The 25,958-nt window shown below is 72.2% G+C and carries 19 protein-coding genes; 9 read left to right on the forward strand and 10 right to left on the reverse strand.

Going from position 1 to position 25,958, the window contains the following annotated elements; translation table 11 throughout:
- Positions 1–186: 186 nt before the first annotated feature.
- The 5 genes from CBQ26_RS07710 to ptsG form a co-directional block, all read right to left on the reverse strand.
- Entirely contained in the window at positions 187–1,212 is a 1,026-nt protein-coding gene (locus CBQ26_RS07710) for an SIS domain-containing protein (RefSeq protein ID WP_088248065.1), read from the reverse strand.
- Positions 1,209–2,387 carry an N-acetylglucosamine-6-phosphate deacetylase gene (gene nagA / locus CBQ26_RS07715; RefSeq protein ID WP_088248066.1) on the reverse strand — a complete coding sequence of 393 codons (1,179 nt, stop codon included), beginning with the start codon at positions 2,385–2,387 and terminating at the stop codon, positions 1,209–1,211. Before nagA ends, CBQ26_RS07710 begins: the two co-directional genes overlap by 4 nt.
- Entirely contained in the window at positions 2,380–4,146 is a 1,767-nt protein-coding gene (gene ptsP / locus CBQ26_RS07720) for a phosphoenolpyruvate--protein phosphotransferase (RefSeq protein ID WP_088248067.1), read from the reverse strand. Before ptsP ends, nagA begins: the two co-directional genes overlap by 8 nt.
- A 19-nt stretch (positions 4,147–4,165) precedes the next feature.
- Complete coding sequence (locus tag CBQ26_RS07725) at positions 4,166–4,435, reverse strand: HPr family phosphocarrier protein (protein ID WP_088248068.1); 270 nt, start codon at positions 4,433–4,435, stop codon at positions 4,166–4,168.
- 76 nt (positions 4,436–4,511) lie between these two features.
- On the reverse strand, positions 4,512–6,644 hold the full coding sequence (gene ptsG / locus CBQ26_RS07730; protein WP_088248069.1) for a glucose-specific PTS transporter subunit IIBC: 2,133 nt from the start codon (positions 6,642–6,644) through the stop codon (positions 4,512–4,514).
- A 460-nt stretch (positions 6,645–7,104) separates the two neighbouring features.
- On the opposite strand from ptsG, the gene CBQ26_RS07735 reads away from it, so the two are divergent.
- The gene (locus CBQ26_RS07735; protein WP_088248070.1) at positions 7,105–7,956 is read left to right on the forward strand and encodes a MurR/RpiR family transcriptional regulator; all 852 of its coding nucleotides are present in this window, start codon (positions 7,105–7,107) and stop codon (positions 7,954–7,956) included.
- Between the two features lie 38 nt (positions 7,957–7,994).
- Here the strand turns inward: CBQ26_RS07735 and CBQ26_RS07740 are convergent, their stop codons facing one another.
- The gene (locus CBQ26_RS07740) at positions 7,995–10,952 is read right to left on the reverse strand and encodes an EAL domain-containing protein (RefSeq protein WP_088248071.1); all 2,958 of its coding nucleotides are present in this window, start codon (positions 10,950–10,952) and stop codon (positions 7,995–7,997) included.
- Between the two features lie 89 nt (positions 10,953–11,041).
- On the opposite strand from CBQ26_RS07740, the gene CBQ26_RS07745 reads away from it, so the two are divergent.
- Both CBQ26_RS07745 and CBQ26_RS07750 read left to right on the forward strand, forming a co-directional pair.
- Positions 11,042–13,936 carry an EAL domain-containing protein gene (locus CBQ26_RS07745; protein WP_088248072.1) on the forward strand — a complete coding sequence of 965 codons (2,895 nt, stop codon included), beginning with the start codon at positions 11,042–11,044 and terminating at the stop codon, positions 13,934–13,936.
- 326 nt (positions 13,937–14,262) lie between these two features.
- Positions 14,263–15,120 carry a DNA repair protein gene (locus CBQ26_RS07750; RefSeq protein WP_088248073.1) on the forward strand — a complete coding sequence of 286 codons (858 nt, stop codon included), beginning with the start codon at positions 14,263–14,265 and terminating at the stop codon, positions 15,118–15,120.
- A gap of 47 nt (positions 15,121–15,167) precedes the next feature.
- Here the strand turns inward: CBQ26_RS07750 and CBQ26_RS22795 are convergent, their stop codons facing one another.
- A complete protein-coding gene (locus CBQ26_RS22795; RefSeq protein WP_280522577.1) occupies positions 15,168–15,290 on the reverse strand; it encodes a hypothetical protein in 123 nt (40 codons plus the stop codon).
- 67 nt (positions 15,291–15,357) lie between these two features.
- Positions 15,358–15,585, reverse strand: coding sequence for a hypothetical protein (locus CBQ26_RS21270; RefSeq protein ID WP_143342009.1), 228 nt, complete (start codon positions 15,583–15,585; stop codon positions 15,358–15,360).
- Between CBQ26_RS21270 and CBQ26_RS07755 the strand changes: the two genes are divergently transcribed.
- Positions 15,584–15,865 (forward strand): OsmC family protein, encoded by a 282-nt coding sequence (locus tag CBQ26_RS07755; RefSeq protein WP_088248074.1) that lies wholly within the window; start codon positions 15,584–15,586, stop codon positions 15,863–15,865. The genes CBQ26_RS21270 and CBQ26_RS07755 overlap by 2 nt on opposite strands.
- A gap of 162 nt (positions 15,866–16,027) precedes the next feature.
- Here CBQ26_RS07755 and CBQ26_RS07760 read toward each other — a convergent pair whose 3' ends face one another.
- On the reverse strand, positions 16,028–16,459 hold the full coding sequence (locus CBQ26_RS07760; protein WP_244897999.1) for a response regulator: 432 nt from the start codon (positions 16,457–16,459) through the stop codon (positions 16,028–16,030).
- Between the two features lie 139 nt (positions 16,460–16,598).
- A complete protein-coding gene (locus CBQ26_RS07765; RefSeq protein WP_143342011.1) occupies positions 16,599–17,636 on the reverse strand; it encodes a GGDEF domain-containing protein in 1,038 nt (345 codons plus the stop codon).
- A gap of 473 nt (positions 17,637–18,109) precedes the next feature.
- On the opposite strand from CBQ26_RS07765, the gene pucL reads away from it, so the two are divergent.
- The 5 genes from pucL to CBQ26_RS07790 all read left to right on the forward strand — a co-directional run bounded on the left by pucL (position 18,110) and on the right by CBQ26_RS07790 (position 25,956).
- Entirely contained in the window at positions 18,110–19,546 is a 1,437-nt protein-coding gene (pucL, locus tag CBQ26_RS07770; RefSeq protein ID WP_088248077.1) for a factor-independent urate hydroxylase, read from the forward strand.
- On the forward strand, positions 19,543–19,908 hold the full coding sequence (gene uraH / locus CBQ26_RS07775; protein WP_088248078.1) for a hydroxyisourate hydrolase: 366 nt from the start codon (positions 19,543–19,545) through the stop codon (positions 19,906–19,908). Before pucL ends, uraH begins: the two co-directional genes overlap by 4 nt.
- A gap of 256 nt (positions 19,909–20,164) precedes the next feature.
- Positions 20,165–22,351, forward strand: a complete 2,187-nt coding sequence (locus CBQ26_RS07780) for a heavy metal translocating P-type ATPase (RefSeq protein ID WP_088248079.1) — start codon at positions 20,165–20,167, stop codon at positions 22,349–22,351.
- Positions 22,348–22,740: an ArsR/SmtB family transcription factor gene (locus tag CBQ26_RS07785; protein WP_088248080.1), complete on the forward strand. Its 393-nt coding sequence runs from the start codon at positions 22,348–22,350 to the stop codon at positions 22,738–22,740. Before CBQ26_RS07780 ends, CBQ26_RS07785 begins: the two co-directional genes overlap by 4 nt.
- 102 nt (positions 22,741–22,842) lie before the next feature.
- Positions 22,843–25,956, forward strand: a complete 3,114-nt coding sequence (locus CBQ26_RS07790; RefSeq protein ID WP_088248081.1) for a GAF domain-containing protein — start codon at positions 22,843–22,845, stop codon at positions 25,954–25,956.
- The last annotated feature ends 2 nt before the right edge of the window (positions 25,957–25,958 follow it).

Raw genomic sequence — 25,958 nt, forward strand, 5'->3', positions numbered from 1 at the left:
CGGGTTCCGGACGTGGAGCTGGCAATCCGGTGAAGTTCCGGATTGTCGGCGAAATAAACGGAATCCGTATCATTCATGGGCGGGAGAGGCTGCCGGAGTCTTCATGCAGCGCCGGGTCGTTTCTCATCCGGCAGCCTGTACTGTTCCCAATCGCCCTTCGGCGGGGCTCTGCGGGTCCACCCGGAATCAGCGGGTCTTCGTGACCTTGCTGAGCAGCGGCGGCTGGTCGGGGTTCAGGCCGCGGGCCAGCGACAGGTGCGCGGCGAACAGGTAGAACGCCAGGGCGCTGGGCACGGTGTCGGTCAGGCCGTGGCCGGTGCCGGGCGTGGTGAGGGTGCTGCCGCTGGCCGGCCCGATGGTGCGCAGGTCCGCGCCGTCGCCCTGCAGGGCGTCAAGGGCAGCGCGGGTGGCGGCGGCGGCCTGATCGGCGGGCGTGAACGCCAGGACCGGCAGGCCCTCGGCGAGCAGGCGTTTGGGGCCGTGGCTGAACTCGGCAGCGGAGTACGCCTCGGCGTGGATGCCGCTGGTTTCCTTGAGTTTCAGGGCGGCTTCCTGCGCCACGCCGTAGTGCAGGCCGCGCGTGAGGACGATCAGGTTCTCCGCGAAACGGTAACGGTCAGCCAGATCGCGGGCCTGCCCTTCGAGGGCCAGGGTGGCTTCCAGCGCGGCGGGCAGGGCGTCCAGGCCGCGCAGCAGGGCGTCGTCGCCGCTGAGGTCCGCGATGACGGACAGCAGCGCGGTCAGGCTGGCGAGGTAGCTCTTGGTGGCGGCCACGGCGCGTTCCTCACCGCCGCGCAGCGGCAGGACGAACTCGGCGGCGCGCGCCAGATCGCTGCCTTCCACGTTCACGAGCGCGACGGTCAGCGCGCCGCTCTCGCGGGCCGCGCGGACGTTCTCGACGACGTCGGGGCTGGCGCCGCTCTGGGACACGGCGATCACCAGCGCGCCGCGCAGGTCAAGCCGCGCGCCGTACAGCGTGTGAACGCTGGGCCCAAGGCTGGCGACCGGCAGGCCCAGCTGAGTTTCGAGGGCGTACTTGAGGACCGTGCAGGCGTGGTCGCTGCTGCCGCGCGCGATGGTGACGGCGTACGCGGGTTTCAGGGCGCGGATGGCGGCGGCCAGGGCGCGGCTGACATCGGCGTTTTCGGCGAGCTGGCGGCGGGTGACGTCCGGGGACTGCCGGGCTTCCTGCAACATCAGGGGATCGGTCATGGGTTCTCCAGGGTGGGGGTTCCGGCGATGGGCCTTCCGGTGATGGGGCTGCCGGCGACATGCACGGCCTGCACGGTCAGGTCCGGGTCGAGGGTGACGAGGTCGGCGCGCAGGCCGGGCCTCAGTTCGCCCCGGTCGTGCAGGCCGACCGAGCGGGCCGGGGTCAGGCTGGCCATGCGGCTCGCTTCCGGTAGCGGAATGCCGGCGGCGACGGCGCGGCGCAGGGCGGCGTCCATGGTCAGGACGCTGCCGGCGAGGGTGCCGTCCGGCAGGGTGGCCCTCCCGCCGCGCACCGTGACGGGCTGCCCGCCGAGTTCGCTGGGACCGTCGCCGAGTCCGGCGGCGCGCATGGCGTCCGTGATCAGGATCAAGCGTTCCGGCGCGGCGGCCCGCGCGAGGCGCACGGCCGTGTCGTGCAGGTGGATGCCGTCCAGAATGACTTCCAGCGTGGCGTGCGGGTCGGCCATCAGCGCGCCGGGCACGCCGGGGCTGCGGCCCTCGACGCCGCCCATGGCGTTGAACAGGTGCGTGGCGCAGGTCTGCGCGCCCGCCGCGCTCAGCAGGGCGAGCAGGCCGGTGACGGTGTCGGCGTCGGCGCGGGTGTGCCCGATGCCGACGCGCACGCCCGCGCGCGCAAAGGCCAGAGCCGCTTCCCGCGCGCCCGGCAGTTCCGGGGCGAGGGTCACGGCCCGCAGGGCGCCCGTCGCGATGACCTGCGCCACCAGCGGCTCGGCGGGGTCCAGCGCGCAGGGGGGTTGCGCGCCCAGCCGGTGCGGGCTGATGAACGGCCCTTCCAGATGGGCGCCCGCCACGTCCGCGCCGCCGGGCACGCCCGCGCGCATGACCTCCGCCACGCCACGCAGGGCGTCCAGCACCGCCTCCCAGGGGCTGGTGATGGTGGTGGGCAGCAGCGTGGTCGTGCCGTGGCGGGCGTGCAGGCGGGCCAGGGTGCGCACGCCGTCCGGGCCGTCCATGGTGTCCCCACCGCCGCCACCGTGGACGTGGGTGTCCACGAAGCCGGGCAGGATCACCCGGTCACGCGGGGCCAGCGGGTCGGGTTCCACGGCGCGGATCAGGCCACCCTGGAGGGTCAGGCGGCCCGGCGCGAGGGTGCCCTGCGGGCCGGGCGTCAGCAGCAGGCCCCGCAGGACCGTCACACCCGCTCCGTCAGGCATCGGCGGGGGTCAGGTCGGGGTAGGCGGCGCGCACGGCGGCCTCGACCTCGGCGGCGTGGCTGAGGGTCAGGGCATGCGCGGCCAGTTCACGGGCCTGCGCGGCGTTCAGGTTCAGCACCTGCTCTCGGCGCGGCAGCAGCGCTGGGGCGCTCATGGAGAGTTCCGTGACGCCCAGCCCGACCAGCAGCGGCAGCGCCAGCGGGTCGCCGGCCATCTCGCCGCACACACCCACCCATTTCCCGTGGCGGGCGGCGCCCTGGCAGGTCAGCGCGATCAGGGTCAGCACCGCCGGGTTCAGCGGCTGGTACAGGTTCGCCACGCGTTCGTTCATGCGGTCGGCGGCCATGGCGTACCCGATCAGGTCGTTGCTGCCCACGCTGAAGAAGTCCGCGTGCCGCGCGAACTGCTCACTCAGGGCGGCGGCGGCCGGAATCTCGACCATCATCCCGACCGGGATACCCGCGGCGACCGGCACGCCCTCGGCGGTCAGTTCGGCCCGCGCGGCGTCCAGATGGGCGCGGGCGTCCAGGAATTCCTGCACGGTGGCGATCATGGGGAACATCACGCGCAGCTGGCCGTGCACGCTGGCGCGCAGCAGGGCGCGCAGCTGCACGCGGAACAGGTCCGGCCGCGCGAGGCACAGGCGGATGGCGCGGAAGCCCAGGAACGGGTTCTCCTCGTGCGGGAGGCCCAGGGCGGGCAGGGCCTTGTCGCCGCCGATGTCCAGCGTGCGGATGATCACGGGGCGGCCCGCCATGCCCTCAAGGACGGCGCGGTAGGCGCGGTACTGTTCGTCCTCGCCGGGCAGGTCGTCGCGGCCCAGGAACAGGAACTCGGTACGGTACAGGCCCACGCCCTCGGCCCCGGCGTTCAGGGCGCCGGTCACCTCGGCGGGCGCGCCGATGTTCGCGGCGAGTTCCACGCGCAGGCCGTCGGCGGTGCGGCCTTCGCGGTCCTTCAGGGCGTCCAGGCGGTCGCGTTCGGCCTGCGCGGCGACCTGCGCGGCCTGCGCGGCGCTCAGGGCGGCGGCGTCCGGGTGGACGGTCACGGTGCCCGCGTCGCCGCTGACGATCAGCGGCGTGCCGCGCGTCAGGCCCGCCAGGGCGGCCTCGCCCACGCCGACCACGGCGGGCAGGCCCAGGCCGCGCGCCATGATCGCGCTGTGGCTGGTGCGCCCACCGACGGCCGTGACGACGCCCCGCACCAGGGCGGGGTCCAGTCCGGCGGTGTCGCTGGGCGTCAGGTCGTGCGCGACCACGATGGCCGGTTCGCGCAGCTCACCCAGGCTGGCCAGGGGGCGGCCCAGCAGGTGCGAGAGCACGCGGGCGCGCAGGTCGCGCAGGTCGGCGGCCCGCTCGCGCAGGTACGGGTCGTCCAGGCTCTCGAACATCCCGATGAACGCCTCGAACGCGCCGTGGACGGCCGCCTCGGCGTTCGCGCCGCCGGTCAGGGTTTCCTGGATGGCCGCGCCGAGTTCCGGGTCGTCGAGCAGCAGCAGGTGCGCGTCGAAGATCGCGGCGGCGTCGTCACCGAGGCGGGCGCGGGCGCCCTCGCGGACCCCGTTCAGGTCAGTGCGACTGGCAGCCAGCGCGTTGTCCAGGCGGGCGCGTTCGGCGGCCGGGTCCTGGCCGGTCAGGGTGTCGAAGCTTAGGTCCGGGGCGCTCAGAAGGAAGGCCGGGCCGATGCCGGTGCCGGGCGAGGCGGCCACGCCGCTCAGCGTGACCGGAGCGGCAGCGGACGTGAGGGTCGGGTCAGGCACGGCGGGGACAGTGGTCGGATCAGGCACGGCGGGCGAGGCCCTGTTCTTCCAGGCGGGCGGCGATGGCGTCCACGGCGGCCTGCGCGTCGTCCCCGGTCGCGCGGACGCTGAAGCTGGCGCCGCTGGCGAGACCGACACCCATGACGGACATCATGCTCTTGAGGTTCACGGCCTTGTCGGCGGTGACGAGTTCGATAGCGCTGGCGAACGGCGCGGCCACCTGCACGAGCTGGGCGGCGGGGCGGGCGTGCAGGCCGTGTTCGGCGGTGACGATGAAGTTCTGTTCCATGGTGGTGTCTCCTTGAAGGGTGAAGCGCGGGCGCTCATGGCCGCCCGCGCGGGCGTGGGGGGTCAGGCGCCAGGCGTCAGGAGTTGAGGGTGACGGTCTGACCGTCGATCTGCACGCTCTGGTCCGGGGCGAGGTTGGTGAAGATGACAGGCGTGATCAGGCTGGGCACACGGGGGCGCACGGCGTCGAGGTCCACGTCCACCAGGGTCTGCCCGGCGGTCACGCGGTCGCCCTGCGCGACGCGGGCGGTGAAGCCCTCGCCGTTCAGGCTGACGGTATCGATGCCGACGTGCACGAGGACTTCCAGGCCGTTGTCGGCGCGCAGGCCGATGGCGTGCCCGGTGGGGAACAGCGTGACGACCTCGCCGCTGACGGGCGCGACGACGCGGCCGCCGGTGGGTTCGATGGCGAAGCCGTCGCCCATGACCCGGCCGCTGAAGACGGGGTCGGGCACGTCCGTGATGGGCAGGACGCGCCCCGGCATGGGCAGCGTGAAGTCGGCGGGCAGGGCGGGGTTGCCGCCGGCCGTCTGCGGGATGGGGTTGGGCTGGGTGGTGATGGCGGGCGCGGCCGGGCCGACGTGAACCTGGGCGGGCGCGGCGTCGGCGGGGCGGGTCGCGGCGGGGTTGGCCTCGGTGTACGCGCCTTCCTCGATCACGCGGCGCATCTCCTCTTTCAGCTGGTCGCTGCGGGTGCCGTACACGGCCTGCACGCTGTTGCCGACTTCCAGCACGCCGGCGGCGCCGAGCAGCTGGAGCTGGCTCTTGCTGACGCGGCTCTTGTCGTTCACGCTGACGCGCAGGCGGGTGATGCAGGCGTCGAGGTTGCTGATGTTGCTGGGGCCGCCCAGGGCGCGCAGGATGTCCACGGCCAGTTCGCGGTCCCCACCGGCAGAGCGGACGGTGGCGGGGGCGGTGTCCTCGCTGCTGACCTCCTCGCGGCCGGGGGTCATGATATTGAAACGGCGGATGACGGCCCGGAACACCACGTAGTACACGGCGGCGAAGATCAGGCCGACGACCGGCACCAGCCACGCGCGGGTGCTCTTTGGCATCAGCAGGAAGTAGTCGATGGCGCCGCCGCTGAAGGTGAAGCCGCTGCGGGAACCCAGGACGTTCATGACCATGAAGCTCAGGCCGGTCATGGCGGCGTGGAAAACGTACAGCAGCGGCGCGACGAACATGAACGCGAACTCGATGGGTTCGGTGATGCCGGTCAGGAAGGAGGTCAGCGCGGCGCTGCCCATGATCCCGGCGATGACCTTGCGCCGCTCCGGGCGGGCCTCGTGGACAATGGCGAGCGCGGCGGCGGGCAGGGCGAACAGCATGATCGGGAAGAAGCCGGTCATGAAGATCCCGGCGCTGCGGTCCCCGGCGATGTAGCGGGTCAGGTCGCCGCGCACGACCTCACCGGCGGGCGTGGTGTACTCCCCGGCGATGAACCAGAACGGCTGGTACCAGATGTGGTGCAGCCCGAAGGGGATCAGCAGGCGGTTCACGAAGCCGAAGATGCCGCTGGCCGCGACGGGCGCGCCCTCGGTGGCGACGTTCGAGAAGGCGTTCAGTGCGTGCTGCACCGGCGGCCACAGGTAGGTGAGCAGGATGCCGACCACGATGGCCGAGGCGGCCGTGACGATCGGCACGAAGCGCCGGCCCGCGAAGAAGCCCAGGAAGGCCGGCAGGCGGATGTCCTTGTAGCGGTTGTACAGGAACGCGGCGAGCAGGCCCATCAGGATCCCGCCGAACACGCCGGTTTGCAGCGAGTTGATGCCGAGTACCTTGGCGTAGGCGCCCTTGCTGGCGGCGCTGAGCGCGTCGAATTTCGCGGCGTCGCCCAGGCCGAGGTACGCGCTGATGGTGGCGTGCATGACCAGGAAGCCGACGAGGGCGGCGAGCGCCGCGACGCCCGCGCCGGACGCGAGGCCGATGGCGACGCCCAGCGCGAAGATGACCGGGAGGTTCCCGAAGATCACGTCGGACGCGCCGACCATCATGCGGCCGGTGAACTGCAGCCACTCGGGGATGCTGGCGTGCCAGGAGTAGCTGGGGTCGTTGAAGGCCGAGCCGAAGCCCAGCAGCAGTCCGGCGGCAGGCAGGACCGCGACCGGGAGCATCAGGGCCTTGCCGATCTCCTGAAGGGCGGCGAAAACGGTCTTGCGGGGCGGCTTGCCCGGCAGGGGGCCCGGGGCGGTGGACGTGGGTGTGGTCATCAGACAGTGAACTCCTGGGAGAGGATGGATGTTCGCGTTCAGGCAGGAGGGGGCCTGCGACCGGGACACGCACAACGTCCGCGGGGCGCGTGGGCTGCGCGAAAGGCAGTCACGGGTGCGGACGGGGCGGTGCGTTGGGGCCTCCACGGTCTGGCAGGCGGGGGAAGTCGGAACGCGGCTCGCCTCACTCTAGAAGTGAAAATTATTCTTGTCAATTTGGGCAGGTGAAAATTAATTTTCAGCTAACCCCGGCGCGAGCCACGCCACGCGTTGAATCGGAAATCGGCTTGCCCGCCGCACAGCGCGGCGCTTCCCTCTCCCACAATCCGCAGAGGCGCCCATGAAACCCGGCTGTCAGGGTGGCGGCGCGTTGACAAGAATTCTTTTCAGGCGCTACCGTACCCTCATCAGTTCACGCGCCCACACCCGCCCCAGTCAGGTTCCGCAGGAGGACCGCCGCATGACCACCGCCGTCACACCCGGCGCGGGCGGCGCCATCGGGCGCATCCGCCTGCACGCCGACTCGCTATCCCCCAGCCTGCGCCGCGTCGCGGACCACGTTGTCGCGCACGCCGACACCACCGTCCACCAGACCATCACCGAGGTCGCGGCCAGCGTCGGCGTCAGCGAGGCCACCATCACGCGGCTGTGCCACAAACTGAACTACGCCGGCTTCCACGCCTTCAAGATCGCGCTCGCCAGCGATCTCGGCGGCCGCCGTCCCCACCCGGACGACGCCGGGGACGCCCCCAGCCAGATGCAGCGCCTGACGCAGCAGGCCGTGCGCAGCCTCGAGGGCACCGCCCGCATGCTCGACCCGCAGGTCACCGAGGACGTCGCCGACCGCCTCGCCCGCGCGCCCCGCGTGGACCTGACCGGGCAGGGCAACAGCAGCCTCACCGCGCAGTTCTTCGCGCACCGCCTGCTGCGCATCGGCGTGCCCGCCGCCACGTACCCCGACCCGCACCTCGCGGCCGTCAGCATCTCGACCCTGCCGCGCGGCAGCGTCGTCATCGGCCTGAGCGGCACCGGCAGCACCCTCGACACCATCGGGCACCTGAAACTCGCGCAGGAGTGCGGGCTGTACACGGTCGCCGTCACGCACCGCGCCGCCAGTCCCATCACCCGGCACGCCAGCGCCGTGCTGTTCACCGCCAGCCAGGAAGACCCGCTGACCGACGGCGTGCTCGACACCCTGACCAGCCAGCTGCTGCTGCTCGAAGCCCTGTACGCCGCCCTGCTGACCCGCCGCCCCGAGGCGGACGCCATGCTGCGCGTCACCGCCAACAGCGTCGGCGAGAAGAAAGCCTGACCGGCACCCCGCCACGCCCCGGCACGTGAACGCTGCCGTCAGGGCGCGGCGGTCTTCTGCCGCCAGCGCGCCTGCCAGTCCAGGAACTGTTCGGCGCTCAGGCCAGGCGCGTACAGCCAGCCCTGCATCAGGTCGCAGCCGAGTTCCGCGAGTTGCGCGGCCTGTTCGGGCGTCTCGACGCCCTCGGCGACCACGTCGATGCCCATGGCGTGCGCCATCAGGACGCTGGCCCCGATGATCGCGCGGCTCTCGCGGCCCTCCTGGGAATCCTGACCGAGGTCGTTCACGAAGGAACGGTCGATCTTCAACTCGTCGACCGGCAGGGTCCGCACGCTGACCAGCGACGAGTACCCGGTGCCGAAATCGTCGATGCTGATGCGCACGCCGTCGTCCCGCAGCGCCTGGAGGGTCTGGCGGGTACGGGCCGGATTGTCGAGCAGGCCGGTTTCCGTGACTTCCAGCACCAGCCGGCGGGCGCTCAGGCCGCTGCCGGCCAGGGCCGCGCGGACCTGATCGGCGAAGTCCGGGGCGTTCAGCTGAACGCTGGAGACGTTCACGCTCAGGCACACGCCGGTCCAGCGGGTGGCTTCCTGACACGCGACACGCAGCACCCAGTCCCCCAGCTGGCCCATCAGGCCGCCCATCTCGGCGACCGGAATGAACTGGTCCGGCGGCACGGCCCCCAGGACCGGGTGCGTCCAGCGCAGCAGCGCCTCGGCGCCGACGAGACTGCCCCGGCGCACGCCGATCTGCGGCTGGAACACCAGGTGGAAATCCCCGTCGCGCAGGCTCTCGCGCAGCGCGGTTTCCAGGGTCAGCGTCTGGCGGCCCGTGCGGGGAGACGCCTCGAACACCTGCGAGAACAGCTGGCGGCGTTTGGCGGAGTACATGGCGGCGTCGGCCTGCTGGTGCAGTTCGCTGGCGTCGCGCGCGGTGTCCGGGTAGACGCTCCAGCCCAGGGACGCCTGCATCAGGACCGCGCCGCTGCCGGTCTCGAACGGCTGATCGAACGCGGCGTTCAGCGCGGCCGTCACTTCCGGCAGGCGTGCGGCGGGAACGATCACCGCGAACTCGTCGCCGCCCATGCGGGCCAGGGCAGGTACGGCGTACGCCGCGCACACCTGTTCCAGACGGCCTGCCAGCTGCCGTAGCAGGCGGTCCCCGGCGACGTGCCCGTACCCGTCGTTCAGGAACTTGAAGCGGTCCAGGTCCATCAGGCCAAACGCGAGCCGCTCGCCGCTTTGCTCGGCGTCGCCCAGCAGCCGGTCGAGCCGCTCACCGAGCGTCACGCGGTTCATCAGGCCGGTCAGGGCGTCCGTGAAGGCCAGGGTGGACAGCCGCCGCTGCTGCAGGTGCTGCTCGACCAGCATGGACGCGGCCGGCACGCGCCGCCGCAGCGCGTCGGTCAGGGGGGCCGCCCACTGGTGCGCCTGACTGTGCGCGGCGACCAGCACGCCCAGCAGCTGCCCGTCGCGGCCGTACAGCGGCAGTTGCGTGAGGGTCCGCACGCCCATCCTCGGGGCGACGTCCCGCGCGGCTGGCAGCGGCGAATCGAAGTCCAGCAGGTCCGGGATGTCCATGCTCAGGCCGGTGCGGTCCGGGTCCATCTGGGCCCACACGTCCTCCAAGTGCTGGGAGGCGGTGCCGTTCACGGCCTGCCGGAAGGTGCGGTTGATCTCCCCGACCACCTGCAGCGCCCCGTCCGGTTCCGCCACGACGAGCGCGACTTTCCAGCCGGGGTTCAGCGTCTCGATCCCGCCTAGCAGGGCGTCCAGGCTGTCCTGGAGCGGCGCTCCGCCCAGTGCGAGCCGGTTGGCGGCTGCGACGTGCGTCTGCACCTGCGTGGCGCGCTGCGCGTCGGTCACGTCCCGTAGGTTCACTGCCCAGTGCGTGCACTGCCCGTCCGGCGCGAGGATCGGACTGGCGTGCAGTTCCAGCCACTGGTGCGCGTCCGGCAGGTACAGCACCTCCCGCCGGGGTTCGCTGGGATGCAGCTGCCCGATCATGGCGGTGATCGTCACGCGGTTCCCGCTTCCCAGCGGCCATTCGGGCAGTGGGCTGTCCGGAACGTCCTCCAGACCCTGCTGGCGCAGCAGTTCACGCAGGGCAGGATTCCCATACACGACAGTCAGGTACGTCGGACCGGGCCGCGCGTCGAGCAGCAGCAGCGGGTCCACGGACGTGGCGACCATGGTTTCCAGCAGCGTCATGCGCTGATCCTGTTCGACGCTGGTCGTCACGTCCAGGCCGTGCCCGATCATCAGGTGCAGCGCCCCGTCCGCTCCGAACACCGGCCAGTACGCCCGCGTGTACACGCGCTGCTCGCCGCCGCCCCGCATGGTTTCCTGCCACTGCACGGCCCGGCGACCGGCGACCGCCTCGGCGAAGTGCTCAGCGCGGCGCTGCGCCAGTTCCGGCGGGTGAGCGCGCCACAGGCCGTACTCCGCGTTGGTCAGGCCCACCACGGCCGCCCGGATCCCCGGGTCGCGGATCGCGGCCGGATTGCAGTACAGGTAACGGCCCTGCGGGTCGAACAGCGCCACGTCGATCGGCAGGTGCTCCAGCAGTTCCCGGTGCAGGGACTCGCGGGTCAGCGTGGGCGCGGACGTCACGATGACCGCCGTCGCCCGGTGCGGGGCGGGCAGCGGCAGGGCGCGCACCTGCACGCTCAGGGGATGACCGTCCCCGCGCAGCAGGTCCAGCGGCGCCGGGGCCGGCAGGAGCGGACCGCCGAGCAACGCGGACAGCTGGGCGTGGTGGGCCGGCGCGACAAGCGCAGCCGCCCGCTGCGCGGTCACCTCTGCCCCGGAACGGCCCAGCAGGGTCAGCAGGGCGGGCGTGACGCCCAGGATCTCGCCGTGGTCGGTGCCGACGACCAGCAGCGCAGCGGCACTGCGGCCCAGGATGGACGTCAGTCGCGCCAGCGTGGGCTGGCCCGGCGGACCGTCGATGGTCGGGGCTGCGCCCGGTTGTCCTGACTGACCTCCATCCTGCATGACTCAGTATCCACGACCGAGCCTGACGGATGGGTCACACCAGCCCGGTTAAGACCGGCGTGACGGACTGCCGGGTCATAATATGAGGGATGGAACCCGACCTGACTCCCACTGACCTGGCGGTCCTGTCGGCATTGACCGACACGGCTGACCCACTGCTGGTCGTGGACGGCGTATCAGAGCAGGTGTTGATGGTGTCGGAAGCGTTCGCACGGTGGAGTGGGTACCCCCGTGAGCAGTTGCCGGGGACCGAGACGGTGACCCTGCTGGCGTCGCAGGACCGCGAGGAGTTCCGCCTGAGCCTGCAGGTGTTCCTGGACGGAGACATGCCGTCCGCGCGGCGGGATTTCATGTTTCAGGGGGCTGGCGGGCAGCCGCTGCCGGCGCAGGTGCGCGGGCTGCGGTTCACGCTGGCCGGGGGGCGGCGCGTGGGCCTGCTGGCCATCCGCCCCGCGACAGAATTGCTGCCCGCCGCGCTGTTTTACCGGCAGATCCTGGAGGAACTGCCGCTGGAACTCTCAGTACTCGACCCGGACGGTCGCTTTCTGTACGTGAACCCGGCGGCGGCGCCCGACCCGGAGGTCCGCACGGCCCTGACCGGCCTGAACGTGCGTGAGGCCGCTGCCCTGCTGAACCTGCCGGCCGCGTACCTGCCGGAACGGGAAGCGGCGGTCGCGCGCGCGCAGCGTGACCCGGCGCGGCTGTACTGGACCGAGTCGCGGGCGGGGCAGTTGCAGGAGCGGACGCTGGTACCGATCCTGAACGAACGGGGCAGCCTGAACCTGATGCTGACCTACGCCACGGATCTGCCGGAGCGGCTGCGGCAATCCGAGCGGCTCACGCTGCTGGAAGGCAGCATGCAGGCGGCCGTGGTGCCCATGTGCGTCCTGGACGCCCGCCGCAACCACCAGCACGGGCGGGTGGCGTACACGAACGCGGCGTTCCAGACGCTGCTGGCGCCGCTGCCGGTGGCGCTGGGCACGCATCCGCTGGAGTGGCCGTGGGCTCCAGCGGACCGGCAGGTCATCCGGGCGCTGCTGACCGAACTAAACGCGACCGGGGCCGCGTCGTTCACGCGGGACGTGAACCTGCCCGCCCGGAACGAGTGGTGGGAGGTGACCGCCACCCGCGTCGGGCAGGACAGAAGCGGTTGCGGCACGCACTGGGCGCTGTTCCTGCGGGACGTGGGTGAGCAACGCCGCGCGGACCTGTTCCTGCGGAGTCTGGCGGACGCGAACGTGGCCTCCTTGATGGACGCTCCGTTAGAACAGGTGCTGGGCGCCCTGTTCGGTGGGCTGCGCGAGGTGCTGGGCGGCTGGAGTGCCGGCGTGGCCACCCTGGACCATGAGCTGATCCAGCTGCTGGGTCAGGTATCCGCTCCGCTGCGGCAGGCACTCTCGCGCTATCCCAGCGAGCACGGCCGCGCCCTGTGGGGCCGCCGCGACCCGCATAAGCTCAGCCGGGCCGTCGTGATCCACGAGCAGTGGGAGCGGCATCCGGTCGGGCAGGCCGTGCGGGGCGAGTGGGTGCCGGCCGTGCGGACTAGCGTGGAGGTCCCCATGTACGACCGCAACCGGGAGTTGCTGGGCGTGCTGGCCCTGACCCACCCGAAGCGGCTGGAGGTGGGTCCGGACCTGCTCCGGCTCGCGGAGAACATGGCCGGGCACATCGCGCTGTTCATCGACCGGCAGCGGACCCTGGAGCAGCTGGAGCGGCTGGCGTTCACGGACGCGCTGACCGGCCTGACCAACCGGGGCGGTTTCGCGCGCCGCGCGGCGCAGCAGTTGTCGGGCGGCGCGCCGCTGGCGCTGGCGCTGATGGACCTCAACCGCTTCAAGATCGTCAACGACACCCTCGGGCATGACGTGGGCGACGAGTTGCTGCGCGCCATCAGCGCCCGGTTGGAGGAGGTGCTGCGCGCGTGGCCGGTCTCCACGCTGGCGCGCATGGGCGGCGATGAGTTCGCGCTGCTGCTGGACGATCCGGGGCTGATCGAGCCGGTCAGCGAGACGATCCGTGTGGCCATGGCGCAGCCGTTCGAAGTGGCGGGCCGGCCCCTGCGGGTCGGGATCGCGGTCGGCTGGAGCGTCTACCCGGACACCGCGCCGGACACGGCGGCGCTGCTGCGGCAGGCAGACACGGCCATGTACCTCGCCAAGCGCGCCGGGCTGGGGTTCCAGGTGTTCAGGCCGGCTGCTCAGCCTCGCATCGCGCACCTGACGCTGGAATCGGCCATGTACGAGGCGCTGCGGGCTGGGCAGTTCTCGCTGGTGTTCCAGCCGCAGGTGCAGGTGCGGACCCGTCAGGTGGTCGGCGCGGAGGTCCTGATCCGCTGGACCCACCCGGACCTGGGTGTGGTCTCACCGGCCGAGTTCATTCCGCTGGCCGAGGCGACTGGGCTGATTCACGGCATCGGTGCGTTCGTGCTGCGCGAGGCGCTGCGCGAGGCGGTCACGTGGCCCGCGCCGCTCTGCCTGAGCGTGAACGTGTCGCCGGTACAGCTGCGGCACCCGCAGTTCACGGCGCGGCTCGCGGCGCTGCTCGAAGAGGTCGGCTTCGACCCGGCGCGGCTGACGCTGGAGGTGACGGAAACGGCGTTCATCAACGACCTGAGCGCCGTGACGGGCGCCGTGCGGCAACTGCGCTCCCTGCAGGTGAAGGTCGCAGTGGACGATTTCGGCACCGGGTACTCCACCCTGATGACGCTGCGGGACCTGCTCGCGCACGAACTGAAGATCGACCGGACCTTCGTGCGTGACCTGTGCACGCCGGGCCGTGAGGGACGGCAGAACTGCGCGATCGTGCAGGCCACCCTGGGGCTGGCGCAGGCGCTGGGCCTGCAGGTGGTCGCCGAGGGCGTGGAAACCCCCGAACAGGCGGAGTTGCTGGCCGAGCTGGGCTGCCCGGTCATGCAGGGGTACCTGATCGCGCCGGGAGTGGACGCCGCGACTTTCCGCGCGCAGTTCCTGGGCGCCCGCACCTGAACGGCCGGGCCGGCCGGCACCACCGCCACGTTATACGGACTGCCGTTTGTTTCGCCGACAATCCGGAACGTCACCGCCCCTGCCGGCGGCACGTCCGGAGGGGCGTTTCTCTTCTGCTCTGCGGAGCAGCTCTACGAGTCGCATCCGCTCGGACCCAATGGGCTTTGCAGCCCATTCAATCGGAGTCCGTATTACGCGCTGCGCGAATTCTGAGGCGGCCGCGCGGTCCGCGCCGGCGCCCGGCTACCGCGCCGGAACGTGCCCAGGCGTGGTAACGTGTCGGACGAACACATCTTCCGCTCTGTTCAGGGCAGAATAAAGGAACTATGGCACGAGCTAAAACGAAAACGGAATCCACCACCGCCTCCCCCTTCACCGCCTTCGACGCGCTGATGGCCACCGCCGCCGTGGACAGTCAGATCCAGGCCCTCGCGGACAGCGGCGCCGACACGCCCACCCTGGACGCCACCCTGACCGAGGCCACCCAGGCCGCGCAGCGCCGCTGGGGCCTGGGCCTGCACCACCTGAAGCACGCCGCCCGCACCGACGGTGACGACATCGTCTTCCTGACCGACGACCGCCCCGCCGCTACCCTCTCGCAGGGTGTCGAGGCGCTCGCCCGCGCCTACGAGGACATGCGCGCCAGCGACGAACGCGGCCTGAGCCTCTGGGGCGCCCTCGGCGAGGGCCACCGCGTGCCCGGCGACGCGCCCACCGCCCGCCTGAAGGTCCTGATCGAGGACGCCCGCGACTTCGAAACCCACTGGGCCTCCGGACGCGGCGAGCAGTACTGGCGCACCTGGCGCAGCGGCGAGACCCTGCACGTCGAGGTCGCCCGCCCCGCCAGCGCCGAGGCCGCCCTGTCCGACGCCGCCTGGGACGTCATCACCAGCATCCGGGACCGCGTGTTCCAGCGTGAACTGATGCGCCGCAGCGAGGAAGTCGGCATGCTCGGCGCGCTGCTCGGCGCCCGTCACGCCGGCGCGCGCAGCAACCTGTCTCTGCTGCCCGACGCGCACTTCACCGTGCAGGCCGCCGTGCACACCGCCAGCGGTCCCGACGCCCGCAACGCCGACACGCACCGCGCCCTGCTGCGCGCCGCGAGCGCCGAACTCGACGAACTGCAGTCGCACACCACCCGGCAACTGGCCGAGGTGCTGCGTCACGGCCTGAAGAACAACTGATCCGGACTCGGGTTGAGCGGCAGGCGGCGACCGTTCAACTCGGATGTCTACGCCCGGTCGAGCGTGGCGAGACTGTCCAGCAGCGCTTCCAGCGCGGGGTTGTCGGCGTCGCGGCAGGTCACGAGGCCCACGTCGAGCGTGATTCCGTCTTCGAGCGGAATGAAGGCCACGCCCTCCTGCTGGGGTTCACGAGTGTCCGGGGCACCAGCGTGACGCCCTGCCCGGCGGCCGCGCGGCCTACGACGGCACTCTCGGTGCCGGCCACTGCCGGGATGCGGGGCCGCAGCCCAAAAGTCTGACAGAGGGCCTGAACCTGAGGGCCTGAACCTGTCCGGGTGGGGGCGTGCTGAGGTGCGGCGTGCAGGTCAGCCACTCCTCGTCCGCCAGTTCCCGCAGGTTCAGGTGCGCGCGGCCGGCCAGGGCGTGCGTGGCGGGCAGCGCGGCCAGCAGGGGAATGCGAGTCATGACCGAACCCGTCACGACCAGCGATTCCAGGCCCATCTACACCACCAGCGGCGGCCGCAGCGGTCAGGCGTTCGTCGGCCGCGACCGGCTGAACGTCCCGCTGCGCCCCCCGCAGTCCCGCTCCGAGGGCGCCGACCCCGAGGAACTGTTCGCCGCCGGGTACGCCTCGTGCTTCCTGAGCGCCTTGCAGAGCGTCGCCCGGCGGGACGGCGTCACGGTCGGCACGCCGCAGGCGCGCGCGCACGTCGGCCTGCACGCCGAGACGACCACTACCACCTGAGCGTCCTGCTGCAGATTCACCTGCCCGGCACCGACGACGGCACAGCCAAGTGGCTGGTGCACGCCGCGCACGCCACCTGCCCGTACAGCCGCGCCATCGCCGGGAACGTGCCGGTAGAACTGGAACTGCACCGCGACCCCCTGCTCTGGGCGGGGTCGCCGTTCAGGTCGCGGCGCGTTCCGGCCAGCTGGGCGTGCGGCTCTCGCGCCAGAAGGTCACGAAGGCGTCCACCTGATCCATGAACGCCTGGAAGGAACTGCTCTTGACCATGTACGAACTGGCGTGCAGGGTGTACGCGCGGGCCACGTCGCCGGGATGCGAGGATGTGGAGAGCATCACGACCGGAATGCACACGAGCGCCGGGTCGTCCTTGATGGCCTGCAACACCTCGAACCCACCCATAACCGGCATGTTCACGTCGAGGATCACGACGTCCGGGCGGGTGCCGGGCGACCGCAGCCGGTCCAGGGCGTCCCGCCCACTGGAACAGGTGGTGACGGTCAGGGCGCCTTCGTATTCACTGAAGACCTCCTGAGCGAGTAGCAGATCGGCCGGGTTGTCGTCCACCAGCAGAACCTGGAAGGGGCGCGTCAACGCACTCCCCTGAAACCGGCGCCATGACGGCAGGAAACGAGCAGGGAACGTGACATGCCCCCATCCTAGCGGATAACCCGCCGGCCAGGACCGCCCGGCCCCCGGCGGACCCTTGCGCCCCATTCAATCGAAGTCCGGATCAGTCGCCCGGCGGGGCCGCGTCGTTCGGGTAGCGGACGTGGACCACGGGCGTCCCGGCGGCCTTGGCGCGGTACATGGTGTGGTCGGCCAGTTCCAGCAGCGCCCGAGGATCGGCGGGACCGGAGGCCAGGACCAGCCCGAGGCTCACGCCGACCCGCAGGCCTGAGGGCATGTGCAGCCGGTGCGGGAGTTCCAGGGCGATCTGGCGGGCTCGGGTTTCGGCGTCCGGGCCGGTCAGCAGCAGCGTGAACTCGTCACCACCGTACCGGGCGAGCGTCTCGCCGGGGCGCAGCAGGGCGCGGACACGCTGAGCGACGAAGCGCAGCACCGCGTCGCCGACCGCGTGCCCCAGCGTGTCGTTGATGGGCTTGAAACGGTCCAGGTCCAGCAGCCCCACCACCAGCGGCTGCCCGGTGCCGGCCGCGCAGCACGCCGACGCCAGTTCCTGCTGGAAGGCGCGGCGGTTGGGCAGTTCGGTGAGGGGGTCGGTCAGCGCGAGCGCCTCCAGGTCCCGCAGCGCCAGCCGGAGCCGCAACTCAGACTGCGCGAGTTCCGCGAACTGCTCGAGCACCTCGCGGTCCTCGTCGCTGAAGTCGCGCGGGCGGGTATCGAGCACGCACAGGGTGCCCACGGCGTGACCGCCCGCGTGCAGCGGCACACCCGCGTAGAAGCGCAGCCGGTGCCCGCCCTGCACGGCGTCCAGCCCGGTCGTGCGGGGGTCGGCCAGCAGGTCCGGAATGACGAGCGGGCAACCGGCGTCCACGGTGAGCGCGCAGACCGACTGCCGGCGCGGGTCGCTGCGGTGCGTGAAGCCCACGCTGGCCTTGAACCACTGCCGGTGGTCGTCCACGAACGTGACCGACCCGAACGGCGTCCGGAAGTACCGCGCGACGAGCGCCATGATCCGGTCGAACTGCGGTTCTGGCCCGGTGTCCAGGATGCCCAGGGCATGAAGGGCCGCCAGGCGGGCCTGTGCGGCGTCATGGGATCGCAGGCTGTCTGGCTCGGGCATGAGGGTGGGCACGGATTCAGGCACGGACACCTCCCGGTGGCCCTGGTGGGATCGCGGCGAACGTCCGGTCCTGGGACAGGACAGCGGCGGTCGGGCGTGAGCGGAACCAATGCCAGCGCTTCCGGGGGAAGGGCAGGCGCGACTGTAGGCGGACCCAGTGTATCAGGTGCCTGCCCGCCTCTGCCCGGGGGGGGTTCAGGGGCGGCGCGGCGGTCTGTACGGGTGGTTTGACTCGGCCGGGCCGCGCCCCTAGGATGCCGGCAGTCTTTTCTTCCCCCCGCCGGGTGTGAGCAGGCCGGACGTGAGCAGCGGTCCGGGACCGCTCGGCGCCGTTTCTACCCCGTGGTGTCCGCCCGGTGTGATATTCGCCCCGGTGGTCCTGATCGCCCTCATTTCCTGATCCGGAGGTTTCCCTTGTTCCGTTTCCCGGTCCCTATCCGCCCGGCGCCCCGCGCCGTCCTCTCCTCCGCGCGGCCGCCCGGCGCGGCGGTGACCGCGTGACGGCCCGCCTGCGCCTGGAGGACCTGAACGACCTGAGTGAGGGCACGTTCACGGCGTACTTCGCGGGCGTGCTGGAGCACTCGCCGCAGTACGCCGCGCAGGTCGCGGCCGGCCGGCCCTACCGGGACGCCGGGGCGCTGGCGCAGGCGTTCGCGCAGGCGGCCCTGTCGGGCAGCGAGGCCGAGCAGGTCGCGCTGATCCGCGCGCACCCGGACCTGGCCGGCAAGGCCGCGCTGGCCGGCGACCTGACACCCGAGAGTGCGCGCGAGCAGGCCAGCGCCGGCCTGGACCGCCTGAGCCCCGCCGAGTACGAGGAGTTTCACCGGTTGAACGCCGCCTACCACGACCGGTTCGGTCTGCCGTTCGTGGTGTGCGTACGCGAGCATGACAAGGCCAGCATCTTCGCGGCGGCCCGCGAGCGCCTGTCGCACACGCCCGAGCAGGAGCGCCGGGCGGCGCTGCACGAGATCGGCCGCATCGCGCGCCTGCGGGTGCTGGACCTGATCGAACCCTCTTCCCCCCCCGGAGCCACCATGACTATTCCCGATCCGTCCGCCCACGTCCCCGCACCTAGCGCGGCGCTCGTCCGGGTGCGGCTGGGCGACAACAATTACGGCAAGGCCGACGTGCGGCTGTTCAAGGTGTTCCGCGACTCGCCCCGTCACGAGATCAAGGACGTGTGGGTGCGCGTGGGCATGCGCGGCGATTTCGGCGCGGCGCACGAGGTCGGGGACAACACGGACCTCGTGGCGACCGACACGGTGCGCAACACCATCTACGCGCTGGCCCGCGATCACCTGACCGGCAGCGTCGAGGAGTTCGGGAAGACCCTCGTGCGGCATTTCGTGCAGGCCGGGCCGCGCGTGGACGGGGCGTACGCGACCTTCACGCAGCACCTGTGGGACCGCCTGCCGGCGCCCGGTCAGGACGGCGGTCACGACCACGCCTTCGCGCGGCAGATGCCCAAACACACCGCCCGCGTGGAGGGCGACGGGCAGAACTTCACGGTCGAGAGCGGCATCGACGAACTGTTCATCCTGAAGACCACGCAGAGCGGCTGGGCCGGCTTTCACCGCGACGCGTTCACCACGCTGCCCGAGACGACCGACCGCATCCTGGCGACGACTGTCACGGCCCGCTGGACGTACCGCGAGGACGCGCCCGACTACGACGCCGTGTGGGCGCGGGTGTACGGCACGCTGCTGGAGGTCTTCCCGGACCACTACTCTCATTCCATGCAGCACACGCTGTACCGGCTGGGCGAGGCGGTGCTGACCCGCTGCCCGGAGATCGAGCGGATTCACTTCTCGTTCCCGAACCGGCATCACATTCCGTACGACCTTGGCCGGTTCGGCCTGGAGAATCCGGGCGTGATCTTCCACGCGGACGCCGAACCGTACGGCGTGATCGAGGGCTGGGTGGAACGCGAATGAGCGTTCAGGGAGCGGGCCTGAGCACGCACGTGCTGGATACGGCGCGGGGTCGCCCGGCGGCCGGCATCCGCGTCGAGTTGCGCGCCGTGCAGGGGCAGACGCGCACGCTGCTGACCGGGGCGGTCACGAACGCGGACGGCCGGACCGACGCGCCGCTGATCGCGCGGGGCGGGTTGCGGCCCGGCACCTTCGAGCTGACCTTCCACGTCGCGCCGTACTTCGCGGACATGGCCGGCGTGGAGGGAGCGGCGCCGTTCCTGGACGAGATCACGCTGCGGTTCACGGTGGCGGACGCCAGCGCGCACTATCACGTGCCGCTGCTGGTCAGTCCGTGGTCGTACAGCACGTACCGGGGCAGCTGAACCGACGGCACCGACCAGGGGAGTCCGGGCGCCCCCCCGGCTGCCGGACGGTTGGTACGGACCGCCGTCTATCTCGCTGACAACCCGAAAGTTCACCGCCCCTACCCGCTCCACGTCCGGAGGGGCGCGCTGCTCGCACTCTGCGGAGCGGCTCTATGGGTCGCTTCGCCGAATTGAACGGGTTTGTAAACCATTCAATCGGAGTCGTTATGACACTCACCTGAACATCTGAGCAGTTGCTCAGGTATACTGGAGCATGACCACCCGGCCCTTTTCCGCTCCCCCCGCGCCGGTCCTGACCTACCGCGTCGAGGGCATGGACTGCGCCCACTGCGTGCAGAAGGTCGAGCGGCTGGTGGGCACCCTGCCCGGCACGGCCGCCGTCAGCACCAGCTTCACGCGGCAGACGCTGCGGCTGGAACTGGACGAGAGCCGCACGCCCCGCCAGACCCTCGAAGGGCACCTGCGCGCCCTAGGGTACGTTCCGGCGCTGCAACCCGACCCGCACGCAGCGGAGCTGCCGGCGACCCCGCTGGACACGCCGCTCCACGGACCCCAGGGGGGAGGCGCGTGGTACCGCAGCGGGCAGGGGCGGCTCGTGCTGGTGTCCGGGGCGCTGCTGGCCGCCGCGTGGCTGCTGTCGCTCGCAGCGCCGCAGGCCGCCGACCTGGGCTTCGTGGCCGTCACGCTGCTGGCAGGCGCTCCGCTGGCCCGCCGGGCCGTGATCAGCGCCCGGCTGGGCGAGGTGTTCTCGATCAACCTGCTCGTCACGCTGGCCGCGCTGGGCGCCCTGCTGATCGGCGAGGCCGCCGAGGGCGCGGCCGTGGTGTTCCTGTTCGCGGTCGGTGAACTGCTCGAGGGCGTCGCGGCCGGCCGCGCCCGGTCGGGCGTGCAGGCGCTCGCGGCCCTCACGCCGTCCACCGCGCAACTGCTGACGCCGCAGGGACCGCGCGAGGTGCCGGCGGCGTCGCTTCGGCCAGGTCAGCGGGTGCTGGTCACGCCCGGCACGCGCGTCCCGGCGGACGGCGTGATCGAGGAGGGCGTCTCGGGCCTGGACGACAGCGCCGTGACCGGCGAGAGCGTCCCGGTGCGCCGCGCCGCTGGTGACGAGGTGTTTGGCGGCAGCGTCAGCACCGACGGCACCCTGACGGTCCGCGTGACCCGCGAGGCGAACGACACGACCCTGGCGCGCATCCTGCACCTGATCGAGCAGGCCGAGGAGAGCCGCGCGCCCACCGCGCGGTTCATCGACCGGTTCAGCCGGGTGTACACGCCGGGCGTGATGCTCGTATCGGCGCTCGTGGCGTTCGGGCCGCCGCTGCTGGGCGAACCGCTCTCGCCGTGGCTGTACAAGGGCCTGAGCCTGCTGCTGATCGGCTGCCCCTGCGCGCTGGTCCTGAGTGTCCCGGCAGCCGTCACCAGCGGCCTGAGCGCCGGCGCGCGCCGCGGCCTGCTCATCAAGGGCGGCGCGGCCCTGGAGACGCTGGCCCGCGTCCGGACCGTCGCCTTCGACAAGACCGGCACCCTGACCGCCGGGCAGCCCCGCCTGAGCGAGTGTCTGCCGGCCGGGCCGGACCGTGGCCGCGCCGACCCGGACGGCGGGACGCTGCGGCTGGCGGCCGCCGTGGCCGGTGCCAGCAGCCACCCGCTGTCGCGCGCCGTGACCGACGCGGCGCGCGCGCGCGGACTGAGCGTCCCGGCCGTCACGGACGCCCACGCCCGGCCCGGCGAGGGCGCCAGCGCCACCCTGGACGGCCGCGCCCTGCACCTGAGTTCCGCCGCGAGCGCCGCCGCCCGGCTGGGCAGCGCCCTGGACGCCGAATTCGGGAAGCTGGGGGCGCTGGAGGCGCGCGGCCTGTCGGTCAGCGTGCTGCACGACGATCACGTCCCGCTGGCGCTGCTGGCCTTCCAGGACGACCTGCGCCCGGACGCCGCCGCCGCCCTGACGGACCTGCGCCGCCTGGGCGTGGACCGCGTGATGCTCACCGGGGATCACGAACGCGCCGCGCAGGCGGCCGCCCGTGACCTGCCCATCGAGGTGCGCGCCTCGCTGCGGCCCGAGGAGAAACTCCGGCACCTGGAGGCGCTGCCCGGCCCGGTCGTGATGGTCGGGGACGGCATCAACGACGCGCCCGCCCTGGCCCGCGCGGACGTCGGGATCGCCATGGGGGGCGGCACGGCCGTCGCGCTCGACACCGCCGACGCCGCGCTGCTGGGCTCGTCGCTGCGGGGCGTGCCGGACCTCGTGCAGCTGGCGCGGGCCACCATGCGCAACGTCCACTGGAACATCGCGCTGGCGCTGGGCCTCAAGGGCCTGTTCCTGATCACCACCCTGACCGGCGCGACCACCCTGTGGATGGCGGTCCTGGCCGATACCGGCGCGACCGCGCTGGTCACCGCGAACGCCCTGCGGCTGCTGCGCTGGACCCCGGAGCGCCCGTGACGCCCGCCCGCCGCGCCCCCACGGCGCCGGAAGCGTGCGCCACCCACGAACTTCACCCGCAGGCCGTCGCGCGGGCCCTGGCGGCCCAGCCGACCCCGGAGCAGGTGGAGCGGGCCGCCGCGCTGCTCAAGGTCGTGGCGGACCCCACCCGGCTGCGGCTGCTGAGCGCCCTGAACGCCGCCGGGCCGGGCGGCGAGCTGTGCGTGTGCGACCTGGCGGCCGTGATCGGCCTGAGCGAGAGCGCCGTCAGTCACCAGTTGCGGCTGCTGCGGCAGGTGCGGGCCGTGCAGGCGCGCCGCGCGGGCCGCGTGGTGTACTACCGGCTGCTCGACGCGCACCTGACCGTCCTGATCGGCAGCGCCCTGGAACACGCCTCCGAACCAGGGTAGCCGGTCCGCGTGGGCGCCAGGTGCGCTACGATCGGGTTCAGCCGTCTCCTCCCCTTTCCGCCCTCCTGCCCGAGGCTACCCTCCTGTGACGACCCCGCCCGCATGACGCGCCCCGACCCCCTGCCTCTTCCCCCGGCGCTGGCGTCCCTGCTTCTGGCCAGCGAGGACGTAACGTTCGTCCTGAACGCCGACGGCGAGTTCGAGTACCTGAACGGCGCGGCCGCCGCCCTGCTGCACCTCGAGGTCCACGAGGCGCTCGGGCGGCCGCTGGAACGCGAGTTCCCGCACCTGCTCAGCGGCCACTGGTACACCGAGAGCCGCCACGTGCGCGCCACGGGCCGGCCCGGCGCGTACGACGCGTTCAGTCCGGCGGTGGGCGGCTGGGTGCGGGTCAGCCTGACCCCGCACGGAGACTCGCTCGCCGCGCACCTGCGGGACGTGTCCTCCATCAAACGCAAGGAAACCCTGCAACAGATCACGGCGGATCTCGTCACGGCCGACAGCGTGCCGGCGGTCCTGAGCGCCACGCTGACCGGCGCGGCGCCCGTCACCGCCGCGACCGGCGGGGCGGCGTTGCAGCTCACGCCGGGCGGCGACGCCCTGACCCACGTGGATCTGAACCGCCCGGACGGCCCGGTCCGTGTGCCCGCTGGGGACCTGCCGGAGCCAATACCGCTCGGCGGGGACCACCCGGCCGCCGAGGCGGTCCGCAGCGGGCAGGCGGTCTTCGCGCCCGGTGGGCCGCACGGGCGCGTGGCGGCCCTGCCGCTCAGCGTGGACGGACGCCCGTGGGGGGCGCTGCTGCTGACCTTCGGCGCGGCCCGGCCGTTCCTGCCGGCTGAACGTCAGTTCCTGCTGACCCTCTCACAGCAGTGCGCGCAGGCGCTGACGCAGCTGGAGGCCCGCCGTCACCTGCAGGAGCAGGCCGAGAACCTCGCCACGCTCAACCGCGTCGGGCAGACCCTGGCGGCCGAACTGGACCTGCGCAAGCTGGTGCAGGGCGTCACGGACGCCGGCGTGACCCTCACCGGCGCGCAGTTCGGGGCGTTCTTCTACAACCTGACCGACCGCGACCCGGACGGGTACCGCCTGCACGTGCTGTCCGGCGCGCCCCGCGAGGCCTTCGCGAATTTTCCCATGCCGCGCATGACCGGCGTGTTCGGCCCGACCTTCGCGGGCCGGGGGGTCGTGCGGGCCGGGGACATCACGCGCGACGGCCGGTACGGGCAGCTGGGCGGCATGCCCCCCGGTCACCTGCCGGTCCGCAGTTACCTCGCGGTGCCGGTCACGTCCCGTTCCGGCGACGTGCTGGGCGCGCTGCTGTTCGGGCATCCCGACCCGGACGTGTTCACGGACCGTTCCGAGCAGCTGGCCGCCGGGCTGGCCGCGCAGACGGCGTCGGCGCTGGACAATGCCCGGCTGTACCAGCAGTTGCAGGACAGCCACGCGCTGCTCGAGACGCGCGTGGAGGCCCGCACGCGCGAACTGGCCGAGCAGACGGTCGCCCTGGAAGCCTTCGCGCGCTTCACCGAGGCGGCCGGCACGAGCACCGACGTCCGCACGCTGGCGCGGCAGGCGCTGACGGTGTTCCGCAGTTTCTTCGCGCAGTGCAGCGCGGCGTACTACGAGCGCAGCGGCGACCACTGGTACGCGCAGGTCTGGACCGAGGACATCGCGCCGCACGTCGTGCAGAGCATCACCGCCGGCGTACCGGCTGACGCGCCCGCCTTCCTGGAGGCGGCCCGCACGCACGCCCCGGTGTTCGTGGACGGCTGGGAGGCGGGCGAGCAGCGCGTGGCGGCCACCGACGATTACGGCACGGTGGCGCTGTACCCCATGCTGGTCGCCGGCGAGGTCGTCGGCCTGCTGGCCGTGGGCCTGCTCGACACGCGCGAGTGGACCGAGCAGGACCGGGCGGTGGTCCGCGCGGCCGGGCGCAGCATGAACCTGTCGCTGGAACGCGCGGAGGTCGCCTCGCAGCTTCAGACGCAGCGCGACGCCCTGCACGCCCGCACGCAGGCGCTGGAGGCCTTCGCGGAACTCACGCGGGACCTGACGCTGGAGGCCGACCCGCACGCCCTGATCCGACGCGCGCAGGAGATCATCCTGTCGCTGCTGCCCGACGGCTACGCCCTGTACTGGGAGCGCGAGGGGGACCGCCTGCTTGTCCGCACGCAGGTCGGGCAGGTCGGCAACGACGCCCTGCAACGCCAGCTGGACGCCGGGCTGCCGTACCCGACGACCCTGACGGTCCGGCGGCCCTTCGAGTCCGGGCAGCCGCTGTACCAGGACGAGTACGACCGCGGGCACGACGGCCTGCAGGGCAGCGTCGAGCACATCAGCACGACCGCCTCGCTGCCGGTGCAGGTGGACGGCACCGTGCAGGGCGTGATCGTGGTGGGCCTGTTCGGGCAGCGGCGCTGGAACGACACGGACCGCGCGCTGCTCGACACCGTCACCCGCAGCCTCAGCCTCGCGCTGGAGGGCGCGCAGAAGGCCCGCACGCTGCAGGAACGCACGCAGGAACTCGAACGCAGCAACGCGGAACTCGAACGGTTCGCGTTCGCCGCCAGCCACGACCTGCAGGAGCCCCTGCGGACCATCACCAGTTTCACGGAACTGATCGACCGCCGCTACGGCCCGCAGCTCGACCCGCAGGGCCAGCGGTACCTGGGGATCGTCACCCAGGGCGCGCGGCGCATGAAGGGCCTGATCGACGACCTGCTGGTCTTCTCCCGCCTGAACGCCGTGCGCGAACCGCTGCAACCCCTGAACCTGAGCGGGCCGTTACAGGACGCCCTCGCGCAGTTGCAGGCCGCCGTGGACGGCGCCGGGGCGCAGGTCACCTGGGACGCCCTGCCGGACGTGATGGGCATCGGCGGTGAGTTGACGCAGCTGCTGCAGAACCTGATCGGGAACGCCGTGAAGTTCCGCCGTCCGGACGCCGCGCCGCGCGTTCACCTCAGCGCCACGCGGCGCGGCGAGTGGTGGGAGGTGCGCGTGCAGGACAACGGCATCGGCTTCGAGGCGCAGTACGCCGAGCGGGTGTTCCAGCTGTTCCAGCGCCTGCACCTGCGCGACCAGTACGACGGGACCGGCATGGGTCTCGCCATCGTCCGCAAGATCACCGAGCACCACGGGGGGCGCATCTGGGCCGAGTCCACGCCCGGACAGGGCAGCGCGTTCACGTTCACGCTGCCCGCCCTGCCCGCCTGAGC

The organism is Deinococcus indicus, from assembly GCF_002198095.1.
In the GTDB taxonomy this organism is placed as follows: domain Bacteria; phylum Deinococcota; class Deinococci; order Deinococcales; family Deinococcaceae; genus Deinococcus; species Deinococcus caeni.

Excerpts from the sequence above, each read along its gene's own strand:
- CBQ26_RS07755 (WP_088248074.1), top strand. The coding sequence starts at position 15,584 with ATGACCGAACCCGTCACGACCAGCGATTCCAGGCCCATCTACACCACC.
- CBQ26_RS07745 (WP_088248072.1), top strand. The coding sequence starts at position 11,042 with ATGGAACCCGACCTGACTCCCACTGACCTGGCGGTCCTGTCGGCATTG.
- CBQ26_RS07750 (WP_088248073.1), top strand. The coding sequence starts at position 14,263 with ATGGCACGAGCTAAAACGAAAACGGAATCCACCACCGCCTCCCCCTTC.
- CBQ26_RS07735 (WP_088248070.1), top strand. The coding sequence starts at position 7,105 with ATGACCACCGCCGTCACACCCGGCGCGGGCGGCGCCATCGGGCGCATC.
- CBQ26_RS07790 (WP_088248081.1), top strand. The coding sequence starts at position 22,843 with ATGACGCGCCCCGACCCCCTGCCTCTTCCCCCGGCGCTGGCGTCCCTG.
- CBQ26_RS21270 (WP_143342009.1), bottom strand. The coding sequence starts at position 15,585 with ATGACTCGCATTCCCCTGCTGGCCGCGCTGCCCGCCACGCACGCCCTG.
- CBQ26_RS07780 (WP_088248079.1), top strand. The coding sequence starts at position 20,165 with ATGACCACCCGGCCCTTTTCCGCTCCCCCCGCGCCGGTCCTGACCTAC.
- uraH (WP_088248078.1), top strand. The coding sequence starts at position 19,543 with ATGAGCGTTCAGGGAGCGGGCCTGAGCACGCACGTGCTGGATACGGCG.
- CBQ26_RS07710 (WP_088248065.1), bottom strand. The coding sequence starts at position 1,212 with ATGACCGATCCCCTGATGTTGCAGGAAGCCCGGCAGTCCCCGGACGTC.
- CBQ26_RS07725 (WP_088248068.1), bottom strand. The coding sequence starts at position 4,435 with ATGGAACAGAACTTCATCGTCACCGCCGAACACGGCCTGCACGCCCGC.
- CBQ26_RS07740 (WP_088248071.1), bottom strand. The coding sequence starts at position 10,952 with ATGCAGGATGGAGGTCAGTCAGGACAACCGGGCGCAGCCCCGACCATC.
- nagA (WP_088248066.1), bottom strand. The coding sequence starts at position 2,387 with ATGCCTGACGGAGCGGGTGTGACGGTCCTGCGGGGCCTGCTGCTGACG.
- ptsG (WP_088248069.1), bottom strand. The coding sequence starts at position 6,644 with ATGACCACACCCACGTCCACCGCCCCGGGCCCCCTGCCGGGCAAGCCG.